This is a genomic window from Pedococcus dokdonensis (genome assembly GCF_900104525.1).
Lineage (GTDB): Bacteria > Actinomycetota > Actinomycetes > Actinomycetales > Dermatophilaceae > Pedococcus > Pedococcus dokdonensis.
In genome coordinates this window covers 1,622,905-1,642,853 of sequence record NZ_LT629711.1, presented here as the reverse complement: position 1 = coordinate 1,642,853, position 19,949 = coordinate 1,622,905, and the positions used below count along the sequence as shown (strand labels likewise).

Here is a 19,949-nt window from a genome sequence, read left to right as displayed (position 1 = left end):
TGCCCTTTCCAGAGGCGTGCTGCCGTCGACCGGTCCCGGCTCCCTAGGCTGGGGTGATGGACACCGACGGACGCGTGCGCTCCTACAACGCACGTCGTGGTCGGCTCTCGGCCCTCACCCTCGAACGGATCGCGACGCTGGGTCCGCGCTACGCGGTCCCGGCCGCCGGGCCGCTGGCCCCCGAGCTGGTGTTCGGACGCACCGCCCCGATGGTCCTGGAGGTCGGCTGCGGCCACGGGGCGGCGGCGCTCGCCTATGCGGCCGCCCACCCCGACCACGACCTGCTGGCCGTCGACGTGTTCGTCCCCGCCCTCGCGCGGATGCTCGCCGCGGCCGAGCGCCAGGGCCTGACCAACCTGCGGGCGCACCAGGGTGACGCGGTGCTGCTGCTGGAGCAGCGGGTCCTGTCGGGCTCGCTCGACGCGGTGCACGTCTTCTTCCCAGACCCTTGGCCCAAGGCCAAGCACGCGAAACGGCGCTTCATCGCACCGCACACGCTCGACCTGGTCGCCCACCGGCTGGTGCCCGGCGGCCACCTGCTGCTGGCCACCGACTCCGACGGGTATGCCGCCCACGTCCGATCCGTGGTCGCGGGGCACGGGGGCTTCGTGGTCACCGAGGGGGAGCGGCCACCGTGGCGGCCCCTCGACGGTTTCGAGGCCAAGGGCCTGGCCGCCGGCCGCAGTGTCTGCGAGTTCCGCGTGGTCCCGGTCCAGTCGGGGTAGCCGGATTTGAACCGGCGGCCTTCCGCTCCCAAAGCGGACGCGCTACCAACCTGCGCCATACCCCGTCGACGCGTGCCGATTTCAGGTCACGTGATCGCGGGCATTAGGCTAACGCCTCGGATCTGACCCCCTCCCGGGGGTCTGGCGATCCACGCGGGTGTAGCTCAATGGTAGAGCCCTAGTCTTCCAAACTAGCTACGCGAGTTCGATTCTCGTCACCCGCTCACGACCCGGCCCCGTCCACCTCGAGGTGGACGGGGCCGGACCGCGTCCGCGGCGTGGTCAGCTCTTGCCGCCACCCGCGCGGAACTGCAGCCACGCGTCACTCATCCGGTCGGCCTGACCCCGGGTGAACATGTCCAGGCAGGAGTCCTGCGTGTAGTCCATGAAGTTGTGGATCGGGTCCAGCCCCGGCGCGGGGCAGGTGTCGGCACCGACGGGGCAGTCGAACTGGGGCATCGCCTCGGCAGGCGTGTCCGTGACCCAGTCGCCGCTGGCCGCACAGCCGTGCGCGAAAGTGTGCTCGAGCATCAGCCAGTGGCCCACTTCGTGGGTCAGCGTGTCTCCCTCGGTGTACTGCGGGTAACCCAGGCCCGTCCCACCGGGCATCGACTCGGCCATCATCACCACGCCGTCGATGTAGTCACGGCCGTTGTTGTAGCCCTTCGGGAAGTAGGCCCAGCCGAGCAAGCCGCCCCCCTCGGTGCCGTAGACGTTGAGCGTGCGGGCGTCGCCCTCGTAGAGCGCGGCCTTCATCTGCTTCTCCACGCCCTGCTTGCCGGGCGCGGCGTGGTACCACGCCGCGTTCACGCTCCAGGTGATCCTGGAGAGGCTGAACCGGAACGGCGTGTTCGCGGCGTTGGCGGCCGTCCGGCCGCCGTACGAGTCGTTGAGCACCTGCATCTGGGCGCTGATCAGGCGCTGCCAGCGGGCCTTCTCCGTGGCCGTGTACTCGTGGTCGGAGACCATGTGGAAGACGGTGGGGATCGTGACGCTGCCGGCCGGCAGGGTGGGCCGGTCCTTGAGCGCGCCGTAGGCATTGGCCTGGTTCTTGTCGTAGAGCTCGGGCTCGACGGCGGTGGACCCGGCCTTGACCCTGGCCCCGCTGTGGGCGCCCGGCTGGCAGGCGGCGGCGCCCGGCGAGATGCCGGCCGCCGCGTTGACGCTGGCAGCCGTACCGCCGCCCAGCAGCGCGAGTGCTGCGGCAGCGGTCAGGACGCCCAGGCGCAAGGGGCTGCGAAGAAGCATGGAGGTTCCCTTCGACGGATTCCCCCCGCGGTGCAGCGCCGGGGGCTCGTTCGGACGCTACCCCGCCGACCCCGGGTCGTGGGCGGTACGGATGACGGAGATCCGCGGCCCCGCTGGGCTCAGACGCCGTACTCCTCCAGGAGCCGCAGCCAGATCTCGCTCATCGTCGGGTAGGAGGGGACTGCGTGCCACAGCGTCGTGAGCGGCACCTTGCTGACGATCGCGACGGTGGCGGCGTGCACCAGCTCGGCGACGTCCTGTCCGACGAAGGTGGCCCCGACGAGCACCCCGGCGTCCTCGTCGACGACGATGCGCGCCTGGCCCTGGTACCCCTCGGCCTGCAGGCCCGCTCCCGCCGCCTTGTCCATCGGCAGGTCGACGACCCGGACACGCAGGCCGCGCTCGCGGGCCTCGGCCTCGGTCAGCCCCGCTGCCGCGACCTCCGGGTCGGTGAAGACCACCTGGGGCGACCCGGCGTCGACCGCCCAGGGGACCGTGGTCCTCTCGTCGGGCTCCCGGCCTGCCGCGCGGGCGCCGATGAGGTCGCCCACGGCGCGCGCCTGGTACTTGCCCATGTGCGTGAGGAGGGCCAGCCCGTTGACGTCCCCGACGGCATACAGCCAGGGCTCGTCGTCGCCGAAACCCTTGACCTCCATGCGTTCGGTGACGCGAACGTAGCCGGCGTCGTCCAGCTGCCCGCCCACCTCCACGACCCCGAGGCCGTCGGTGGCGGGCGTGCGGCCGACGGCGACCAGCAGCTCGTCGGTGGTCAGGCTGCTGCCGTCGGAGAGCTCGAGGGTCACCTCGCCGGAGGGCCCCAGCCTGGAGACCGACTCGGCGCGGGTACCCAGCCGCAGGTCGACCCCGTCGCGCTCGAGGGCCTCGGCGACGGCTCGACCCGCGAACTCCTCGTTGCGCCCGAGGAGCCCGTCGGCCAGCTCGACCACGGTCACCGCCGAGCCGAGCGCGGCATACACCTGGGCGAGCTCGCAGGCCACCACTCCGCCGCCGAGCACCGCCAGCCGGTCGGGGACCCGGCGACTCGTGGTGGCCTCGCGGTTGGTCCACGGGTGCGCCTCGCGGAGCCCGGGGACCGGTGGCACGGTGGGCTCCGTGCCGGTCGCGAGGATCACCGCCCGACGGGCGCGGTAGGGCTTGCCGTCGACCTCGATGGCCAGCTTCCCGGTCAGCCTCGCCGCACCCCGCAGCAGCGTGATGCCGACGTGGTCGAGCCAGCCGACCTGGCCGCTGTCGTCGAAGCGGTCGCTGGTGCCGATCCGGTTGATCCACGCGTCACGGCGGGCGAGGACACCCGGCGGGTCGACCGTGGCGCCCTCCGACCCCTGCACCCGCTGGGACGCCCGGGTGGCGTGGATCGGGCGGAGCAGGGCCTTGCTGGGGGAGCAGGCGTAGAAGCTGCACTCGCCGCCGACGAGGTGTTTCTCGACGATGGCGACGGTGAGGCCGGCCTTGTGCGCGCGGTCGGCGGCGTTCTCACCCACCGGCCCCGCCCCGACGACGATGACGTCCCACTCCGGCGGCACACTCTCCTCTGACATGTCCTCAACCTAGACGCCGGGTGGGGCGGCCGCCCGCTGGTGGTCGACCGTCCGCTGGTGGTCGACCGTCCGCTGCGCGGCCGGGCGGGACCGGTTCCCGGGGCCGATCGGGCCGGGACCGCCCAGCGGTGCGCCAGTCGACCGACGAGCACACCGGACAACAGCAACAGCAGAGCCAGCGCGGACTCCGGGAGGAGGTTCGAGCCGGTGTGGGCCAGCTCGCCCCGCGGGCAGCCGGAGCACCCGCCGGGCACGGCAGACGGTGCTGGCGGGTGGTGCGAGGCGGTCGGCGACGGAAGCGGCGGCGCTGCGACGCGGAGTGCCACGGTGGCCGTGTCGTCGGCAGGGTTCAGGTCGTTGGAGGGCGTGGCGACGCGGGCCGTGTTGGCGAGCCGTCTGCCGGCGGCTGCGGGCGTCACGCGGACGGTGAGCCTGACCCTGGTGGAGCCTTCGGCCACGAGGTCGTCGATCCGGCACCTGACCACCTGGCCCGCGACCGAGCACCGACCTCCCACGGCGTCCGGGGGCGCCGAGATGCGCAGGCCGGCCGGGACCACATCGGTCACGACCACCCTCCTCGCCGTGGACGGTCCGCGGTTGGAGACCACCAGGGTGAACACGACCTCGCCGCCCACCTCGGCCCTGGGGGTGGAGACGTCCTGGACGACGCCCACGTTGCTGGCCACGCGCAGGGGCGTCGTCACGGCGTCCGCGTTGTCGGCCTCATCGGGGTCGTGGGCGGTGGTCGTGACGGAGGCCGAGTTGCCGACGGTGCCACGGGCGCCACCGGCCACCGTGGCGGTCAGCACGATGGTGACCGTGTCTGCGGCGCCGAGGGATCCCAGTGCGCACCGGACGGCATGGTCGCGGCCGATGGCGCACCTGCCGGCGCTCGTGGCCACCGAAGGTCGCAGGAGCACCGGGTCCAGCGGGTCGGTGACGACGACGTCCGGCGCCGTGCCGGGACCGTCGTTGTGGACGGTCACCGTGTAGGTCAGCCGGCGCCCTGCGGTCGGCACGGTCGGGCTGACCTGCATGCTGATCGCGACGTCCGCTGGGACCGCGACCGCGCTGGTCACCGTGTCGCTGTTGTTGCCGGTGTCGGGGTCCGGTGTCGTGCTGTCCGCCACAGCGGTGTTGACGAGGCTGCCGACGTGGTCGGGGTCGAGGAGCGCGGTGACCGTCACGACCACGGGTCCGGCGCCGGGGGCGAGCGCGTCCAGTGAGCAGGTCAGTGTCCGGCCCGCTCCGACCGGGTCGCACGTGCCAGCGGTCGTGGTGGCGGTGGCGCCGAACAGGTCGGGGTCGAGCACGTCCCGGACCGTGACGTCGGAGGCGGTGTCAGGGCCCTTGTTGCTGACGGTCAGGGTGTAGGTCACGGACTCGCCTGCGACCACCGTCGTCGGTGCGACGCTCTGGTCGATGGAGACGTCGGCCGAGGTCGCAGGATCGGCCGCGTCTGCCACGACGGCATCCGCCGCCGTGGCGGGTGCAGGCCGCGCGGCGCGGGCAGGTCTGGTGGTGGGGCCGTGCTGCGTCCGTCCCGGATGGGTCGCCACGCGTGGCAAGGGGTCGGGTCTCTGCGCCGCAGCCGCTCGATCGGCCGGGACCACCACTGCCACCGCGGTGCACAGTGCCGCCAGCAGGACGCACCGGGCTCGCCGCGACACGGCCACGTCGGCTCGCATGGGAGGGCGCACTGGCAGCACTGGTCTGAACCCCTTCGTCCTCGCGCGCCCTGACGCCCGTCGTCCCGAGCGGTACGGCGGCGTCCCGCCAGCCGCTCGCTCGCCCGATCCTAGGGGCGCTACGGCAATGCGCCAATGGACGCCGACGGACCCGCGGACTCGTCCCGTTGCAGACCTCGGCAAGCGGCGGCAAGCAGCGTCAACCGTCAGGACCCGGCCGCTGCGGACCCGCCGGAACGACCTGTCCCGCGCCCGGGACGGGGGTGCTCGGAGGCGGTGGTGGTGCCCTCGTCGACGCTGGGTTCGGAGCACGGGGGTCCAGCGGCTAGGATGAGGCTTTGGCCCCGGTCGCCGCGACACCGTCGCCGCAGTGGGCCTTTCTGTTGTCACCCCGCCTCCCTCAGACCATGGAGTACCCCGCAGTGAAGAGTGCCGTCGAGACCCTCAACCCGACCCGGGTCAAGCTGACCGTCGAGGTGCCGTTCGATGAGCTCAAGCCGAGCCTCGACGCTGCCTACGCCACCATCGGCTCGCAGATCCAGGTCCCCGGTTTCCGCAAGGGCAAGGTGCCCTCGCGCATCATCGACCAGCGGGTCGGCCGGGGCGCCGTCCTGCAGGAGGCGGTCAACGAGGCGCTCCCGCAGTTCTACGGCCAGGCCGTCGAGGACAACAAGGTGCGCCCGATCGGGCAGCCCGAGGTCGACGTGACCGAGGTGCCGGCCGAGGACGGCCAGGAGCTGAAGTTCACCGTCGAGGTCGACGTGCGCCCCGAGGTCGACCTGCCCGAGGACTTCAGCGGCATCACCGTCGAGGTCGACGAGGCGAAGGCCGCGCCCGAGGACGTCGAGGCCCGGCTCGTGGCGCTCCAGGAGCGGTTCGGCACCCTCAAGGGCGTCGAGCGCACCGTCGAGAACGGCGACTTCGTGTCCATCGACCTCAAGGCCAGCATCGGCGACGAGGAGATCGACTCGGTCACCGGCGTCTCCTACGAGGTCGGCTCCGGCAACATGCTCGACGGGCTCGACGAGGCCCTCACCGGCATGGCCGCCGAGGAGACCAAGTCGTTCACCGCGCCGCTGGCCGGCGGCGACCGGGAGGGCGAGGACGCCGACGTGGTCGTCACCGTGCAGTCGGTCAAGGTGCGCGAGCTGCCCGCCCTCGACGACGACTTCGCCCAGCTGGCCTCCGAGTTCGACACGCTCAAGGAGCTGCGCGAGGACGTCACCAAGCAGGCCGACCAGGCGGCGAAGTTCGAGCAGGGCGTCCAGGCCCGCGACAAGGTGCTCGAGCACCTGCTCGAGACCATCGAGATCCCGGTGCCGGACGGTGTCGTCGAGGCCGAGGTCAACCAGCACCTCGAGGGCGAGAACCGCCTCGAAGACGACGAGCACCGCGCCGAGGTCGACGCCAACACCCGCAAGGCGCTCAAGGCCCAGTTCCTCCTCGACGCCATCGCCGAGAAGACCGAGGTGAAGGTCGAGCAGCCCGAGCTGATCGAGTACCTCGTGATGTCGGCGCAGCAGTACGGCATGGACCCGAACCAGTTCGCCCAGGCGATCGACCAGCAGGGCCAGGTGCCCGCGATGGTCGCCGAGGTGGCCCGCCGCAAGGCGCTGGCCGCCGTGCTCGAGCAGGCGAAGGTCGTCGACACCGCCGGCCAGGCCGTCGACCTCAACGAGGTGACCGCCACCGACGTCGCCTCCCAGCTCTTCGAGGGCGACGACCACGAGGGTCACGACCACGAGGGTCACGACCACGAGGGTCACGACCACGCCTGAGCGCCATCCAACGGCAGCAAACCGCAGCAAGTCGTAGGTCGCGTTCCCAGCCGGGAACGCGACCTACGACATTTGGGTGAACCACGGTCTGCCCCGCTCGCCCGACCATGAGGCATGGACGTCACGTCATTCCACAAGCTGCGGCTCGCGGTGCAGGAGAACGCCAACCCGGCTGACTCCGCCCTGGCCACTCACCTGCGCCACACGCTGCAGGCTGCCCTGACCTCGAGCCGGCTGTTCGCCGAGGTCGAGCTCGGTCACACCGACGACCCCGACCAGCTGGTCATCGGGGTCTGCCGCTGCGCCGACGGCGTGCTGCCGTGGGAGGCCGGCATGGGCGTCGAGCGGCTGTGGCAGACGGTGTCGGCGGACGTGCCGTGGGAGGCGCACACCGTGTCGTGCACCGACAGCCTGATGGACTTCGAGAGCGCCGTGACGGTGGACGACAAGGGTCGCTACATCACCGTGCACCTGGTGGCCGAGCCGTCCGAGGCCACCAAGACGCTCCAGGCGGCCCAGGCCGCCGAGGCGGAGCGGGCGGCCGAGCTGGCCGAGGCCCAAGCCGCCGACGAGGCGCAGTCCACGGTCCAGCCGCTCGACGACCAGAGCGTCGGCGTCCTGCGCTCCTGACCGCTCGGCGGTCGACCGCCTGACCGGCTGAGGGTCGACCGGACACCCGGGTCAGTCCCGTGCCGGCGCCGTGGTCGTGCCGACGCGCAGGTCGGTGCGCTGCACCGCGTCCGCGGGGCGCTCGCCGGCGAGCAGCTGGCGCAGCATCTCGCCCATCCGCCGTCCCTTGGCCCCGCCGTGCTGGTCGATCGTCGTGAGCGTGCCTGCGAACCACGGCAGCTCGACGCCGTCGAAACCGGTGACGCTGAGGTCCTGCGGCACCCGCAGCCCCAGCTCCTCGGCGGCCCGCACCACGCCCATCGCGAGCAGGTCCGACTGCGCGACGACGGCGGTGGGCCGGCGGTCGGCGGGCACGTCGAGGAGGAGCCGGGCGGCCCGGGCGCCCTGTTCGACGTCGGGGATCGAGGTCTGCACCAGGGCGGACGACGCTGCACCGTCGTCGCCGAACACGTCGAGGAAGCCGAGCGCGCGGTCGCGGGTGTCGGCGAACTCGGCCGCCACGACGTCGTCCAGGGTGGCCGGCCCGGTCGCCGAGTCGTGCCGCAGCGGCATCATCACGTGCGCCACCCGGCGGTGGCCCAGCCCGGCGAGGAGCCGACCGAGCTCGGCGGTGGCACCGCGGTTGTCCAGGGCCAGGTGCGTGATGCGCGGGTCGGCGGGGGAGCCGTCGCCGAGCATCGGTATGCCGCGTGCGGCCAGGTGGTCGACCGCCGGGTTCGTGTCAGGCCCGCAGAGCGAGAAGACGACGGCGTCCAGCGCCGTGGCGGACAGCTGGGTGATCGCTCGCTCCGGTGTGCCGGCCGGTTGCGCGATGAGCAGCATCCCGGCGGGGATCTCGTCCAGCACCTGGGACAGGCCGTCGAGCACGCTGACCGCGAAGGGGTCGCGGAAGGCGTGCAGCAGCCGGCCCTCGACCACGACGCCGACGACACCCGAGCGCCCCTGGCGCAGGGACGACGCGAGGGGGTCCGGCCCGGCATACCCCAGCTCGTCGGCAGCGGCGCGCACGCGGGCCACGGTCTCCGGGGCGACCGGCCCCTTGCCGCTGAAGGCGAGCGAGGCCGTCGACGTGGACACGCCGGCAGCCTGCGCCACGGCGCGCAGGGTGGGACGAGGTTGACGGAGGGGGCTCACGGGGGACACACTATCGAATCGATTCGACCGAATCGATTCGACCAGGCCGAGACCCCCTCGCAAACCGCTCGGGCCGCCACCAGACCACCCACCAGACCACCGCCGAGAGCCTCCGTGAGCACCGCATCCGCCACCCTGCCCCTGACCCGTGTCGTCGCCGCCCGCAACGCCGTCTTCGTCGTGTTCGCGCTGGCCGGTATCACCTTCTCCTCGTTCGCCTCGCGCATCGCCGACAGCAAGGCGGCCCTGGGGCTCTCCGCAGGGGAGCTGGGCCTGACCCTCTTCGCCGCGTCGGTGGGCTCGGTGCTCACGCTGCCCTTCGCGGGCAAGGTCGCCGACCGGATCGGGGCGGCGCCGGCCGTCGTCGTGGGCGTGGCCGTCGCATCGGCCGGTCTCCTCGGGATCGGGATGGCCGTCGACGTCGCCGAGTCCCGGCTGCTCATGGCGCTCTTCCTCCTCCTGCTCGGCAGCGGGGTCGGCCTCTGGGACGTGGCGATGAACCTCGAGGGTGCCGCCGTCGAGCGGCTGCTCGGGCGCACCGTCATGCCGCACTTCCACGCGGCGTTCTCCGGGGGCACCGTCGTCGCGGCGCTGGTCGGCGCACTGATGTCCTGGGCCGGCATCTCGCTGGTGCCGCACCTGCTCGGAGCCGTGGTCATCACGGTCGCGGTGGCCGCCTGGAGCCTGCGCGCCTTCCTGCCGCGGTCGGTCGAGGTGGAGACCGACTCCGAGCTGGCCGGGGCCACCGGGGCCGAGGCTCCGACGGGCCCGACCCGCTCGGCCTGGCTCGAGCCCCGCACCCTGATGATCGGGCTGGTCGTGCTGGCCGCCGCCTTCACCGAGGGCATCGCCAACGACTGGATCGCGGTCGGCTTCGTCGAGGGGCACGACCTGCCCAACTGGGCTGGCGTGCTCGCCTTCGCGGTCTTCCTGTCCTTCATGACGCTGGGCCGGGTGCTCGGGACCAGGCTGCTCGACCGGCACGGCCGGGTGCCGGTGCTGCGGGTGACCTTCCTGATGGCCGCGATCGGCTCCCTGCTGGTGATCTTCGGCAACGCGCCGTTGGCCTACGTGGGTGCGGCGATCTGGGGTGTCGGTGCCTCGCTCGGCTTCCCGGTCGGCATCTCCGCCTCGGCGGACGACCCGGCCCGCGCCGGGGCCCGGATGTCGGTCGTCGCGACGATCGGGTACACCGCGTTCATCGCCGGCCCGCCGTTGCTCGGCTTCCTCGGTGACCGCTTCACCGTGCTGCGCTCGCTGGCGGTCGTCACGGTCATCGTCGCGCTCGCGATGCTGGTCATCCCCGCCACCCGCGAGCTGGCGACGGCGGCGACCAGGACGGCCGAACCGTCCGAGACCGGCCGCTGACGCCACCTCCGGGTCGTGCTGGCGAGCCGGCGCTGACCGTGGCGGCGACGTGGCAGCCGCCGTGGTCGGTCCGGCGCGGCCGGCCCGTTGAGCGTTGTGCGCTCAGGGCGAACACGACGGGAATCGGGGACTTCTCCCCACCGCCCCCGCGTTAGGGTCACTGACAAGCACGAACCGCGAGGGAAAAGAGACATGGTGAGCAGCGCCGAGACGCCACAGAAGATCGTCGCCGCGGGCGAGGGCCCGCAGGGCGGTCTGGACGACCACATCTACAACCGTCTGCTCAAGGAGCGGATCATCTTCCTCGGCTCCGACGTCCGCGACGACAACGCGAACGCGATCTGCGCGCAGCTGCTGCTGCTGGCGGCCGAGGACCCGGGCAAGGACATCTGGCTCTACATCAACAGCCCCGGCGGCTCGATCTCCGCGGGCATGGCGATCTACGACACGATGAAGTGGATCCCCAACGACGTCGCGACGGTGGCGATGGGCATGGCGGCCTCGATGGGCCAGTTCCTGCTGTCGGCCGGCACCCAGGGCAAGCGCTACGCGACGCCGCACGCCCGCGTGATGATGCACCAGCCGTCCGGTGGCATCGGTGGCACGGCCTCCGACATCAAGATCCAGGCCGAGCAGATGCTCTACGTCAAGAACCAGATGGCCGAGCTGATCGCCGAGCACACCGGTCAGACCAAGGAGCAGATCGAGAAGGACTCCGACCGCGACCGCTGGTTCAGCGCCGAGGAGGCCAAGGAGTACGGCTTCGTCGACCACGTGTTCAGCAGCGCAGCGCAGGCCGGTGGCGGCCGCGGCGGCGACGACAACCCGGTCACCGGGGACAAGTGAGGGATCGACACATGAACGCCAACATCAACCCCGCCATGCACGCCGCCGGTCGCGGCGGGCTGCAGGTCCCGGGTCCGTCCAGCCGCTACATCCTGCCCCAGTTCGAGGAGCGCACCTCCTACGGCATGAAGCGGCTCGACCCCTACACCAAGCTGTTCGAGGACCGGATCATCTTCCTCGGCGTGCAGGTCGACGACGCGTCGGCCGACGACGTCATCGCCCAGCTGATCGTGCTGGAGTCCCAGGACCCCGACCGCGACATCCTGATGTACATCAACAGCCCGGGTGGCTCGTTCACCGCGATGGCTGCGATCTACGACACCATGCAGTACATCCGGCCGGACGTGCAGACCTTCGTCATCGGCCAGGCCGCCTCGGCGGCCGCGGTGCTGCTGTCCGCGGGTGCCAAGGGCAAGCGCTTCGCCCTCCCGAACGCCCGGATCCTGATCCACCAGCCCGCGCTGGCCGGTGGCGACTACGGGCAGGCGTCCGACATCGAGATCCAGGCCAACGAGGTGCTGCGCATGCGCACCTGGCTCGAGGAGACCTGGGCGAAGCACTCCGGGCGCACCGCCGAGCAGGTCCGCAACGACATCGAGCGCGACAAGATCCTGTCCGCGCAGGAGGCCGTCGAGTACGGCCTCATCGACGAGGTGCTCGCCTCCCGCAAGGGCGCCCTGGAGTCCTGACCACCGTGGGGCTGCGCCCCGCGCCACGCACCGCCCGGTATGCCGCCCGCTCGCCTCGAGTGGGCGGCATACCTGTGTCCGGGCGAGGACTGGTCGGGAACGGCGCACTGGCGGGATGCGTCCGAGCGGTGTGAAACGCGCGCTGCTGCTCGTCCCGGTGGTCTTCGCCGCCCTGGTGGTCCTTCCCAGCTCGCCCGCCTGGGCGTGCTCCTGCGCCAGCGCCACCACCGCCGAGTACGCGGACCGCTCCGACGTGGTCCTGCGTGGTGCGCTCGAGAAGGTCGACCGGCCCGCGGGGCTCCAGGACCCGTCGACCGGGTCGCCGGCCCGCAGCTACCGGTTCGCCGTGACCGGGGTCTACCGCGGCAGCGCGGCCCCGACGACGTGGGTCAGCTCGTCGGGAGACGGGGGGTCCTGCGGCCTCGAGGGGATGGAGCCGGGGCGGGAGTACGTCGTCTTCGCCCAGGAGCGGGGGGACGGGCTGTGGGCGAGCCTGTGCGGTGGAACCGGACCCGCCGAACCCCTCCTGGTCGCGCAGGTGGAGGCCGTGGCGGGCGCCGGGCACGCACCGGCTCCCGCCGCGACGGTGGCACCGCACGGTGCGACGCCTGTCGCGCGGCCGGCCGGCTCGGTGGCGCCCCCGATCGGGGCCGGGGATGGCTGGTCCCGCTGCTCGGCGGCACGGCCCTGGCCGTCGCGCTCGCCGCGGCCCTGGTCGTGGTCATCGGCAGGGGCCGCGGCCGGCCCGCGCCGCCGCCACGCGCCTGACCTCGGCGTGTTGTCCGCCCTCAGCGGACAAGCGCGACGAACCGGCGACTCGGCGGTTTCAATGGAGCGAAGGCGGTGCCCCGCGCTGTAGCGTCGGAGCGTTGCCGGTCCGCACCCGGGCCGCATCGCCAACAGACTCGTCGGACAGGTTCGTCAGACAGACCGGAGGACTTCGCGTGGCACGCATGGGAGAGAGCGGCGACCTGCTGAAGTGCTCGTTCTGCGGCAAGAGCCAGAAGCAGGTCAAGAAGCTCATCGCCGGCCCCGGGGTCTACATCTGCGACGAGTGCATCGACCTCTGCAACGAGATCATCGAGGAGGAGCTCGCCGAGTCCTCCGAGCTGGGCCTCGACGAGCTGCCCAAGCCCCGCGAGATCTTCGAGTTCCTGCAGAACTACGTCATCGGCCAGGACGTCGCGAAGCGGGCCCTCGCCGTGGCGGTCTACAACCACTACAAGCGGATCCAGGCCGGTGAGACGACCGGCAAGAAGGACGCCGAGTCGGTCGACATCGCCAAGTCCAACATCCTGCTGATCGGCCCGACCGGCTGTGGCAAGACCTATCTCGCGCAGACCCTGGCCCGGATGCTCAACGTCCCGTTCGCGATCGCCGACGCGACCGCGCTGACCGAGGCGGGCTACGTCGGTGAGGACGTCGAGAACATCCTCCTCAAGCTGATCCAGGCCGCTGACTACGACGTCAAGAAGGCCGAGACGGGCATCATCTACATCGACGAGGTCGACAAGATCGCCCGCAAGTCCGAGAACCCGAGCATCACCCGTGACGTGTCGGGTGAGGGGGTCCAGCAAGCGCTGCTCAAGATCCTCGAGGGCACCACCGCGTCGGTGCCGCCGCAGGGTGGCCGCAAGCACCCGCACCAGGAGTTCATCCAGATCGACACCACGAACGTGCTGTTCATCGTGGGTGGCGCGTTCGCCGGGCTCGAGAAGCTCATCGAGTCGCGCAACGGCAAGAAGGGACTGGGGTTCGGCTCCGAGCTGCACACCCCAAGGACCTGGCCGACTCGATCCACGAGGTGATGCCCGAGGACCTGATGAAGTTCGGGCTGATCCCCGAGTTCATCGGCCGGCTCCCCGTCATCACCACGGTCAGCCCGCTCGACCAGGCCTCCCTCGTGACGATCCTGTCCCAGCCGCGCAACGCGCTGGTGAAGCAGTACAAGAAGATGTTCGAGATCGACAACGTCGAGCTCGAGTTCACCGACGACGCCCTCGAGGCGATCGCCGACCAGGCCCTGACCCGGGGCACCGGGGCCCGGGGCCTGCGCGCGATCATGGAGGAGGTGCTGATGCCGGTGATGTTCGACGTCCCGAGCGACGAGGGCATCTCCCGCGTCGTGGTCACCCGTGAGGTCGTCCTCGACAACGTGCTGCCGACCATCGTGCGGCGCGACGAGGAGCCCAAGCGCACCCGCAAGCGCTCCGCCTGACCCCGGCACGGCAACCCCACCGGCACGTGGTGCTGCCTGGTCGTCAGCGGACCCGGGATCCGGGGGCTCCGTGACCCCCAGCTCGCAGCACGTCGGGGTGGGCTCGGCTCAGGGGCGGCGGGGGCGGTCCTCGCGGCCGAGCAGCCAGGTCGCGAAGGCGAGCAGCGCGAGGGCTGCGATCGCGGCATACGTCAGGGAGACCTCGCCACTCGCGTCCTCCTGACCGGCGAGGAAGGCGACGGCCCAGACCGGTACGGCGCCGGCCGCGACCAGGGCGCCGCGCCGGGCCCACCGCCGCAGTGTGACCACGGGCACTGGCGCCGGTCCGGGCAGGCTCGCCGCCAGGCTGGCCGTGAGGTGCAGGACCAGACCGGACCAGGCCGCGCCGAGCAGGGCGACCCACTCACCGGTCGTCGACGGCACCGGGACGGCCATGGCCCAGTGCAGGGCGTGCCCACCGACCAGCAGGGTCACGAGCACGGAGTCGGGCTCGACCGCTGCGTAGGCGGTGAGGGCCACCAGCCCGATCGCCACCACGACGACCGGGTGCGGTGACGACACGAGGGTCAGGACCAGGAAGGTCGCCGAGGCCACGCAGAGCAGGCCACGCAGCACGAGCTGGGAGCGCGACATCAGCGGCTCACCACCCGTGGCGCCCGGGACCGGCGACCCAGGTCGCGCAGCACGAGGTCGAGGGTGCCCGGTCCGGCCCACGGCACGATCGGCACGCCGGCCTCGCGAGCGCGGGTCATCTCGCGCTGTCGCTCCAGCAGGCGCAGCCGCCAGGCCAGACGTGTCTCGGTGGGCAGGTCATCGGCGGTCGACGCGAGCTGCGCCAGCGACTCCGCGGGGATGTCCGGGGCGGCGAGGCCGGGCGGGAGCGTGTCGACGGTGACCACCGAGATGCCCCGCCGCGCGAGCGCGACCGCGTGGGCCAGCACCTCGGGTGAGACCGCCGGCGTCAGGATGATCGCCAGGGTGCCCGCGGACACGTGGTGGCGAAGCTGCGAGCGAAGCCGCTTCTCGTCGCTCACCGTGCCGTCGGCGACGGTGACCCGCGCCAGCACGTCGAGGAGCCTGCGCAGGTGGTTGCTGCCCGCGGCCGCCGTGACCAGCGGGGTGTCGCGCGACCCCAGCACGAGCAGCCCGACCCGGTCGCCGGTGCGCAGGTAGTGCTCCGCGATCGCCCCGGCGGCCCGCACCGCGTTGTCGAGGCTGCTGCTCGAGCCGTCGACCCCGGTGCTCTGCCCGATGTCGTGCATCGCGTCGACGAGCAGCAGGATCTCGGTGTCCTGGTCGGCATGGGTCGCGGTCACGTGCAGCTCGCCGGTGCGGACCGACACCGGCCAGTGCACCCGACGCAGTCGGTCGCCGAACCGGAACGGCCGGATCTGGTCGAGCTCGCCGCCCGAGCCCTGGTGGTGCGAGCGGTTCTGGCCGACCAGGCCGTCCGGGTGCGGCACCGGGACGCGGGCGGCGAAGCTGTCGGGCAATGGCACCGTCGGGATCGCCGGCAGGGCAACTGCCTCGGGCTCCCACCGGAACGCCCCGAACGCCCCGCTCACCGCGAGGGTCGCCGGCCCGAGCGGACGCCGCCCCCATCGGGTGCTGCGGACGACCACCTCGAGGGTCTGCGGCTGGTCGTGCGGGGTGAGGCCGATGGCGGCGGTGCGGTGTCCCGGGGTGAACTCGGTGTGCGGGGTGGGCAGCAGGGCCAGCCCGGCCTCCTCGAGGCCGGGGCCGGGCGTGACCGTGGCGGTCCACCGGGTCGCCTGTCCCTCGCGCAGCAGCGGGTGCGCGACCCGCGCCACGACCACTGGCGGGACCGTGGGACGGGTCGCCGTCGCCCACAAGCCGATGACGAGCAGCGGGGCGCCGATCACGAGGGCGTCGGGCCGCCGCATCACCACTGCGATGCTGGCGAGCAGCAGACCGAGGAACATCGCCCGCAGGTGCGCCGAGGTCACCCGCCAGCGAGCCTCGAGCCGTCGTCCGGGGGTGGTGGTCATGAGCGGGTGCTCACGGACGCTCGAACCCGGTCCGCGGACCCGTGCCGGTGGCCGCTGGGGTCGGCACCGAGGACAGCACGCTCTCGATCACGCTGGCCGCGGACACGTCGTTCATCCACAGCTCCGGCCGGACGGTGACGCGGTGGTCGAGCGCCGCGTGGGCCACGGCCTTGACGTCCTCGGGGGTGACGTAGTCGCGGCCGCGCAGCACGGCATACGCGCGGGAGGTGAGGAGCAGCGCGAGCGAGGCGCGTGGCGAGGCACCCATGAGGAGGTTCTGGTGGGTGCGCGTCGCCGCCACCAGACGCACGCAGTACTGCCCGACACCTTCGTCGACGGTGACCGTCTCGACGGCCTGCTGCATCTCGATCAGTCCGGCGCCGTCGGTGACACTGCCCACCACCTGGGCCTCCTGGCGACGCTCCATGCGCCGCTGGAGGACCTCCCACTCGTCGGCCGCGCTCGGGTAGCCGAAGCTCACCCGCAACAGGAACCGGTCGAGCTGGGCCTCCGGCAGCGGGTAGGTCCCTTCGTACTCCACGGGATTCGCGGTGGCGAGCACGTGGAACGGCTGCGGCAGCGCGAAGGTCTCGCCCTCGACGGTCACCTGCCCCTCCTGCATCGCCTCGAGCAGGGCGGACTGGGTCTTGGGAGGCGTGCGGTTGATCTCGTCGGCGAGCAGCAGCCCGGTGAACAGCGGCCCCTTGCGGAAGGTGAACTCGTGGCTGCGCTGGTCGTAGAGGAACGACCCGGTCAGGTCGCTCGGCAGCAGGTCGGGGGTGAACTGCGCGCGGGCGAAGTCCAGCCCGAGAGCCTGGGCGAACGACCTGGCGGCCAGCGTCTTGCCGAGCCCGGGGAAGTCCTCCATCAGCACGTGGCCGCCGGCGAGGATGCCGGAGAGCACGATCTCGAGACTCTGCCGCTTGCCGACCACGGCGCGTTCGACCTCGGTGAGGATGGCGGTCGCGCGCGCGGCGACCTCGTCGAGGGTCAGGGTCACGAGAGCTCCTCCAGGGTGGTGGTGAACGCCGCGAGCTGGGCGGCGGTGATGCGGGTGCTCGGCGGTGCGGCGAGGTATGCCGCGAGGTCACGGCCCAGCACGGTGCTCGCCTCGGCGGCGGGGTCGGGGTGCTGGCGGAGGCGGTCGGCGGCCAGGCTGCTGAGCGTGGCGTGCACCCGGGTGGCCGATGCGGCCGTCCCGGATCCCGCCTCGCGGACGTCACCGGCCAGCCGGCTGATCCGCGAGTCGACCCCCCGGGGCGGGGCGGACTCGCTGAACGTGTTGTCCCAGTCCGTCGACTGGCGCGACTGCCACAGCCACTGGGCGAGGTTGGCCAGTGCCGCGAGCAGGGCGGCCGAGGCCAACAGCATCCCGGCGTCGCCGAGGGCGGACACCGAGACCGCCAGGGCCCCGACCGCGACGGCCACGCCGAGGACGACCACGAACTGCTGGGCTGGGGGGAGGCCGGTGAGGCGACGGATCACCGGGAGACCGATCGCTCGTGCTCAAGCCGGGCGAGGGTCTGCCGCAGGTCGGCCTGCACGCGGACGAGCGCCTCGCGGGCTGCGGTGCGCTGCTCCTCACCGATCGGGTGCCGCGAGAAGCGGGCCTCGCGGTAGAGCGCGGCGAGCGTGTCGAGGGGTGCCCGGTCGACCCGGTGCGACCGCAGCACGGCCGTGACCAGCTCGGCCGCCGTGCGGGAGTCGTCGTCCCTGACCCCCGCACTCCGGCAGGCGTCCTCGAGGGCCACCCACGCGGCGATGACGGCATTGGCGGGGGTGCCGCGGGACAGCTGGCGCTCGCCCTCCACAGCCGCGTCGAGGAGCACGTCCGGCACGATGTCGGTGGGGGAGACCTGGTCGTCGACGGCCTCGCGCGAGCGCCAGCGGTCGAGCAGCGCCCGGCCGATGGCCACGAGGACGATGACGACGACGATCGCCAGCACGAGCTTCATCAGCAGCTCGACCGCGTCGACGATCCAGGGGTCGGCGTGGCGCACGTCGGCGGTCTTGATCCCGTCACCCTTGGGTGGGGGTGCCTTCACCGAGCCGAAGTCGTCGCCGGGAGTGGGGGACTCCTTGCCGGAGAAGTCCTTGCGGGCGAAGACGCCCACCGGTCCGGCGGCGGACACCCACGCGGCCAGCAGCAGCGTCGCCACCGCCCCCAGGCCCACCGCCACACCACGTCGCTCCACGGTCATCGACCTTAGGCAAACCTGCGGGTGTTGGCGAGCAACCGGCCGGAAAAGGCGGGCCTTTGTCACCGGTTCAGTGTCATGGTGGTCGGGCTCACCGTCATGGTGGTCGGGCTCACCGTCGGGGAGCGATGAGTTTTCCGGCCGGGCCGGGTCTGTCCTGGTGAACGTAGGGTGACCCATGGGCGGGACGGCGCAGGACGCGACGATGACGGAGGTTCGGGAGATGACCGAGGTGCGCGAGCGGGTGTCGATGGAAGACTTCCCCGAGGCGACGGACGGCTTCCGGCGGGAGCTGACCGCGCACTGCTACCGCATGACGGGGTCGATCCACGACGCCGAGGACCTGGTGCAGGAGACCTACCTGCGCGCGTGGCGCGCGTACGCGGCGTTCGAGGGCAGGTCCTCGGTGCGCACCTGGCTCTACCGGATCGCGACCAACGTGTGCCTGACCGCCCTGGAGGGCAAGGACCGACGACCGCTTCCCGCCGGTCTGGGAGCGCCGTCGAGCGACGCGGCCGACCGGCTCGTGGAGTCGGCCGAGGTGTCCTGGCTCGAGCCCGCTCCGGACCCCCTCGTCGCGGGCGACGCGAGTGACCCGGCGACCATCGTGGCCGAGCGCGAGAGCATCCGCCTGGCCTTCGTGGCCGCCCTGCAGCACCTCCCGGCGCGCCAGCGGGCGGTGCTCATCCTGCGCGACGTGCTGCGCTGGAAGGCGGCCGAGGTCGCGGAGGCGCTCGAGACGACCGAGGCCGCCGTCAACAGCGCCCTGCAGCGTGCGCACGCCCAGATCGCGAAGGCCAAGGTGAGCCAGGACGAGGCGCCGGCCGAGCTGGACGCGGCCCAGCTCGAGATGCTCGACCGCTACGTGCAGGCGTTCTGGGACAAGGACGTCGACGCCATCGTCGGCATGCTCACCCGGGACGCGATCTGGGAGATGCCGCCCTTCACCGGGTGGTACTCCGGGGCCGAGAACATCGGCCGCCTCATCGACACGCAGTGCCCGGGTGACCGCCACGACATGCCGATGGTGGCGACCAGCGCCAACGGGCAGCCGGCCTTCGGGCTCTACATGCGCCAGCCCGACGGCACCTTCACCCCCTTCCACCTCCAGGTGCTCACCCTCGACGGGAAGGGCGGGGTCGCGCACGTCGCCGCGTTCTTCGACCTCACCCTGTTCGAGACCTTCGGCCTGCCCGCGTCGCTGCCGGCCGACTACGCCGGCCCGACGTGAGGCAGCCGGTGTCGAGTGCGGCCGGCCAGAACCGGCCACCGCGCGCGGTCGAGCTGCTCGAGCGGGCGATCGCCTACACCCGCTCCAGCCTCATCCTGGTGACCGCGGCCGACCTGGGGCGTCACACGCCCTGCCGCGACTGGGTGCTGCACGACCTGCTGACGCACATGGACGACGCGCTCGAGGCGATGGCCGTGGCGGCCCAGGCGGCCTCGCTGAGCCTGGTGCCGTCCAGCTCCCCGGACGACGGCAGCGACCTGCTCGACAGCATCTGCCACCGGGCCCGCGGGCTGCTCGCGCACTGGCACCCGCCCGAGGGTCTGCCGGCCAGCCCGGTGGAGCTGGGCGAGCTGACCCTGTCGCGCGAGCTGCTCGGCTCGGTCGGGGCGCTGGAGATCACCCTGCACGGGTGGGATGTCGCCGAATCGATCGGGCGGCCGCGGACGATCCCGCCGGGGCTGGCGATGGACCTGTGGCCGGTGGCCCGCGACCACATCACCGACGCAGACCGCCCCGTGCGTTTCGGCGAGCCGGTCGAGGTGTCGGAGTGGGCCACCCCGGCGGCTCGCCTGCTCGCCCAGGCCGGCCGCTCGACCGACTGGTGACGTCGCGCGCCGGCGCCCCCGTG

General features: G+C 72.3%; 17 protein-coding genes, 2 tRNA genes and 2 pseudogenes. 11 read left to right on the top strand and 10 right to left on the bottom strand.

Annotation, left to right across the window (positions count from 1 at the left end; genetic code table 11):
* Positions 1-56: 56 nt before the first annotated feature.
* On the top strand, positions 57-725 hold the full coding sequence (trmB, locus tag BLQ34_RS07885) for a tRNA (guanosine(46)-N7)-methyltransferase TrmB (RefSeq protein WP_091783789.1): 669 nt from the start codon (positions 57-59) through the stop codon (positions 723-725).
* On the opposite strand, the gene BLQ34_RS07880 is transcribed toward trmB, so the two are convergent.
* Positions 717-790 (bottom strand) — tRNA-Pro (locus tag BLQ34_RS07880). The two genes, trmB and BLQ34_RS07880, sit on opposite strands and share 9 nt — an antisense overlap.
* 88 nt (positions 791-878) lie before the next feature.
* On the opposite strand from BLQ34_RS07880, the gene BLQ34_RS07875 reads away from it, so the two are divergent.
* Positions 879-949: transfer RNA gene (locus tag BLQ34_RS07875), tRNA-Gly, on the top strand.
* Positions 950-1,007: 58 nt separating this feature from the next.
* On the opposite strand, the gene BLQ34_RS07870 is transcribed toward BLQ34_RS07875, so the two are convergent.
* From BLQ34_RS07870 to BLQ34_RS19505, 3 genes and pseudogenes are all read right to left on the bottom strand, one after another.
* The gene (locus BLQ34_RS07870) at positions 1,008-1,973 is read right to left on the bottom strand and encodes a zinc metalloprotease (protein ID WP_091783787.1); all 966 of its coding nucleotides are present in this window, start codon (positions 1,971-1,973) and stop codon (positions 1,008-1,010) included.
* Between the two features lie 119 nt (positions 1,974-2,092).
* Positions 2,093-3,532: a dihydrolipoyl dehydrogenase family protein gene (locus tag BLQ34_RS19250; protein WP_091783784.1), complete on the bottom strand. Its 1,440-nt coding sequence runs from the start codon at positions 3,530-3,532 to the stop codon at positions 2,093-2,095.
* A gap of 380 nt (positions 3,533-3,912) precedes the next feature.
* A pseudogene (locus BLQ34_RS19505) lies at positions 3,913-5,220 on the bottom strand (CARDB domain-containing protein); the annotation flags it as partial.
* 422 nt (positions 5,221-5,642) lie between these two features.
* On the opposite strand from BLQ34_RS19505, the gene tig reads away from it, so the two are divergent.
* Together tig and BLQ34_RS07850 are read left to right on the top strand one after the other, a co-directional pair.
* The gene (tig, locus tag BLQ34_RS07855; protein ID WP_091783778.1) at positions 5,643-6,998 is read left to right on the top strand and encodes a trigger factor; all 1,356 of its coding nucleotides are present in this window, start codon (positions 5,643-5,645) and stop codon (positions 6,996-6,998) included.
* A gap of 114 nt (positions 6,999-7,112) precedes the next feature.
* Positions 7,113-7,628 carry a hypothetical protein gene (locus BLQ34_RS07850; RefSeq protein WP_091783775.1) on the top strand — a complete coding sequence of 172 codons (516 nt, stop codon included), beginning with the start codon at positions 7,113-7,115 and terminating at the stop codon, positions 7,626-7,628.
* A 51-nt stretch (positions 7,629-7,679) separates the two neighbouring features.
* On the opposite strand, the gene BLQ34_RS07845 is transcribed toward BLQ34_RS07850, so the two are convergent.
* Positions 7,680-8,762 carry a LacI family DNA-binding transcriptional regulator gene (locus BLQ34_RS07845; protein ID WP_197674788.1) on the bottom strand — a complete coding sequence of 361 codons (1,083 nt, stop codon included), beginning with the start codon at positions 8,760-8,762 and terminating at the stop codon, positions 7,680-7,682.
* 114 nt (positions 8,763-8,876) lie between these two features.
* On the opposite strand from BLQ34_RS07845, the gene BLQ34_RS07840 reads away from it, so the two are divergent.
* From BLQ34_RS07840 to clpX, 5 genes and pseudogenes are all read left to right on the top strand, one after another.
* Positions 8,877-10,130: an MFS transporter gene (locus tag BLQ34_RS07840; RefSeq protein WP_091783770.1), complete on the top strand. Its 1,254-nt coding sequence runs from the start codon at positions 8,877-8,879 to the stop codon at positions 10,128-10,130.
* 192 nt (positions 10,131-10,322) lie between these two features.
* Positions 10,323-10,976 carry an ATP-dependent Clp protease proteolytic subunit gene (locus BLQ34_RS07835; protein WP_091783767.1) on the top strand — a complete coding sequence of 218 codons (654 nt, stop codon included), beginning with the start codon at positions 10,323-10,325 and terminating at the stop codon, positions 10,974-10,976.
* Positions 10,977-10,987: 11 nt separating this feature from the next.
* On the top strand, positions 10,988-11,665 hold the full coding sequence (locus tag BLQ34_RS07830) for an ATP-dependent Clp protease proteolytic subunit (RefSeq protein WP_407946395.1): 678 nt from the start codon (positions 10,988-10,990) through the stop codon (positions 11,663-11,665).
* A 115-nt stretch (positions 11,666-11,780) separates the two neighbouring features.
* Positions 11,781-12,524 (top strand): hypothetical protein, encoded by a 744-nt coding sequence (locus BLQ34_RS07825; protein WP_091783764.1) that lies wholly within the window; start codon positions 11,781-11,783, stop codon positions 12,522-12,524.
* A gap of 85 nt (positions 12,525-12,609) precedes the next feature.
* Positions 12,610-13,883: pseudogene (gene clpX / locus BLQ34_RS07820) on the top strand (ATP-dependent Clp protease ATP-binding subunit ClpX).
* Positions 13,884-13,991: 108 nt separating this feature from the next.
* Here clpX and BLQ34_RS07815 read toward each other — a convergent pair.
* The 5 genes from BLQ34_RS07815 to BLQ34_RS07795 are packed head-to-tail and all read right to left on the bottom strand — an operon-like array spanning position 13,992 to position 18,093.
* The gene (locus BLQ34_RS07815) at positions 13,992-14,516 is read right to left on the bottom strand and encodes a hypothetical protein (protein WP_091783761.1); all 525 of its coding nucleotides are present in this window, start codon (positions 14,514-14,516) and stop codon (positions 13,992-13,994) included.
* Positions 14,516-15,892 (bottom strand): DUF58 domain-containing protein, encoded by a 1,377-nt coding sequence (locus BLQ34_RS07810; RefSeq protein WP_091783758.1) that lies wholly within the window; start codon positions 15,890-15,892, stop codon positions 14,516-14,518. Before BLQ34_RS07810 ends, BLQ34_RS07815 begins: the two co-directional genes overlap by 1 nt.
* A 10-nt stretch (positions 15,893-15,902) precedes the next feature.
* On the bottom strand, positions 15,903-16,886 hold the full coding sequence (locus tag BLQ34_RS07805) for an AAA family ATPase (protein ID WP_407946405.1): 984 nt from the start codon (positions 16,884-16,886) through the stop codon (positions 15,903-15,905).
* A 2-nt stretch (positions 16,887-16,888) separates the two neighbouring features.
* Positions 16,889-17,377, bottom strand: a complete 489-nt coding sequence (locus BLQ34_RS07800) for a hypothetical protein (RefSeq protein WP_091783752.1) — start codon at positions 17,375-17,377, stop codon at positions 16,889-16,891.
* Positions 17,374-18,093 (bottom strand): DUF4129 domain-containing protein, encoded by a 720-nt coding sequence (locus BLQ34_RS07795; RefSeq protein ID WP_157692936.1) that lies wholly within the window; start codon positions 18,091-18,093, stop codon positions 17,374-17,376. Before BLQ34_RS07795 ends, BLQ34_RS07800 begins: the two co-directional genes overlap by 4 nt.
* A gap of 175 nt (positions 18,094-18,268) precedes the next feature.
* On the opposite strand from BLQ34_RS07795, the gene BLQ34_RS07790 reads away from it, so the two are divergent.
* Complete coding sequence (locus BLQ34_RS07790) at positions 18,269-19,321, top strand: sigma-70 family RNA polymerase sigma factor (protein WP_331712534.1); 1,053 nt, start codon at positions 18,269-18,271, stop codon at positions 19,319-19,321.
* Entirely contained in the window at positions 19,318-19,926 is a 609-nt protein-coding gene (locus BLQ34_RS07785; RefSeq protein ID WP_091783745.1) for a TIGR03086 family metal-binding protein, read from the top strand. Before BLQ34_RS07790 ends, BLQ34_RS07785 begins: the two co-directional genes overlap by 4 nt.
* Positions 19,927-19,949 lie beyond the last annotated feature (23 nt).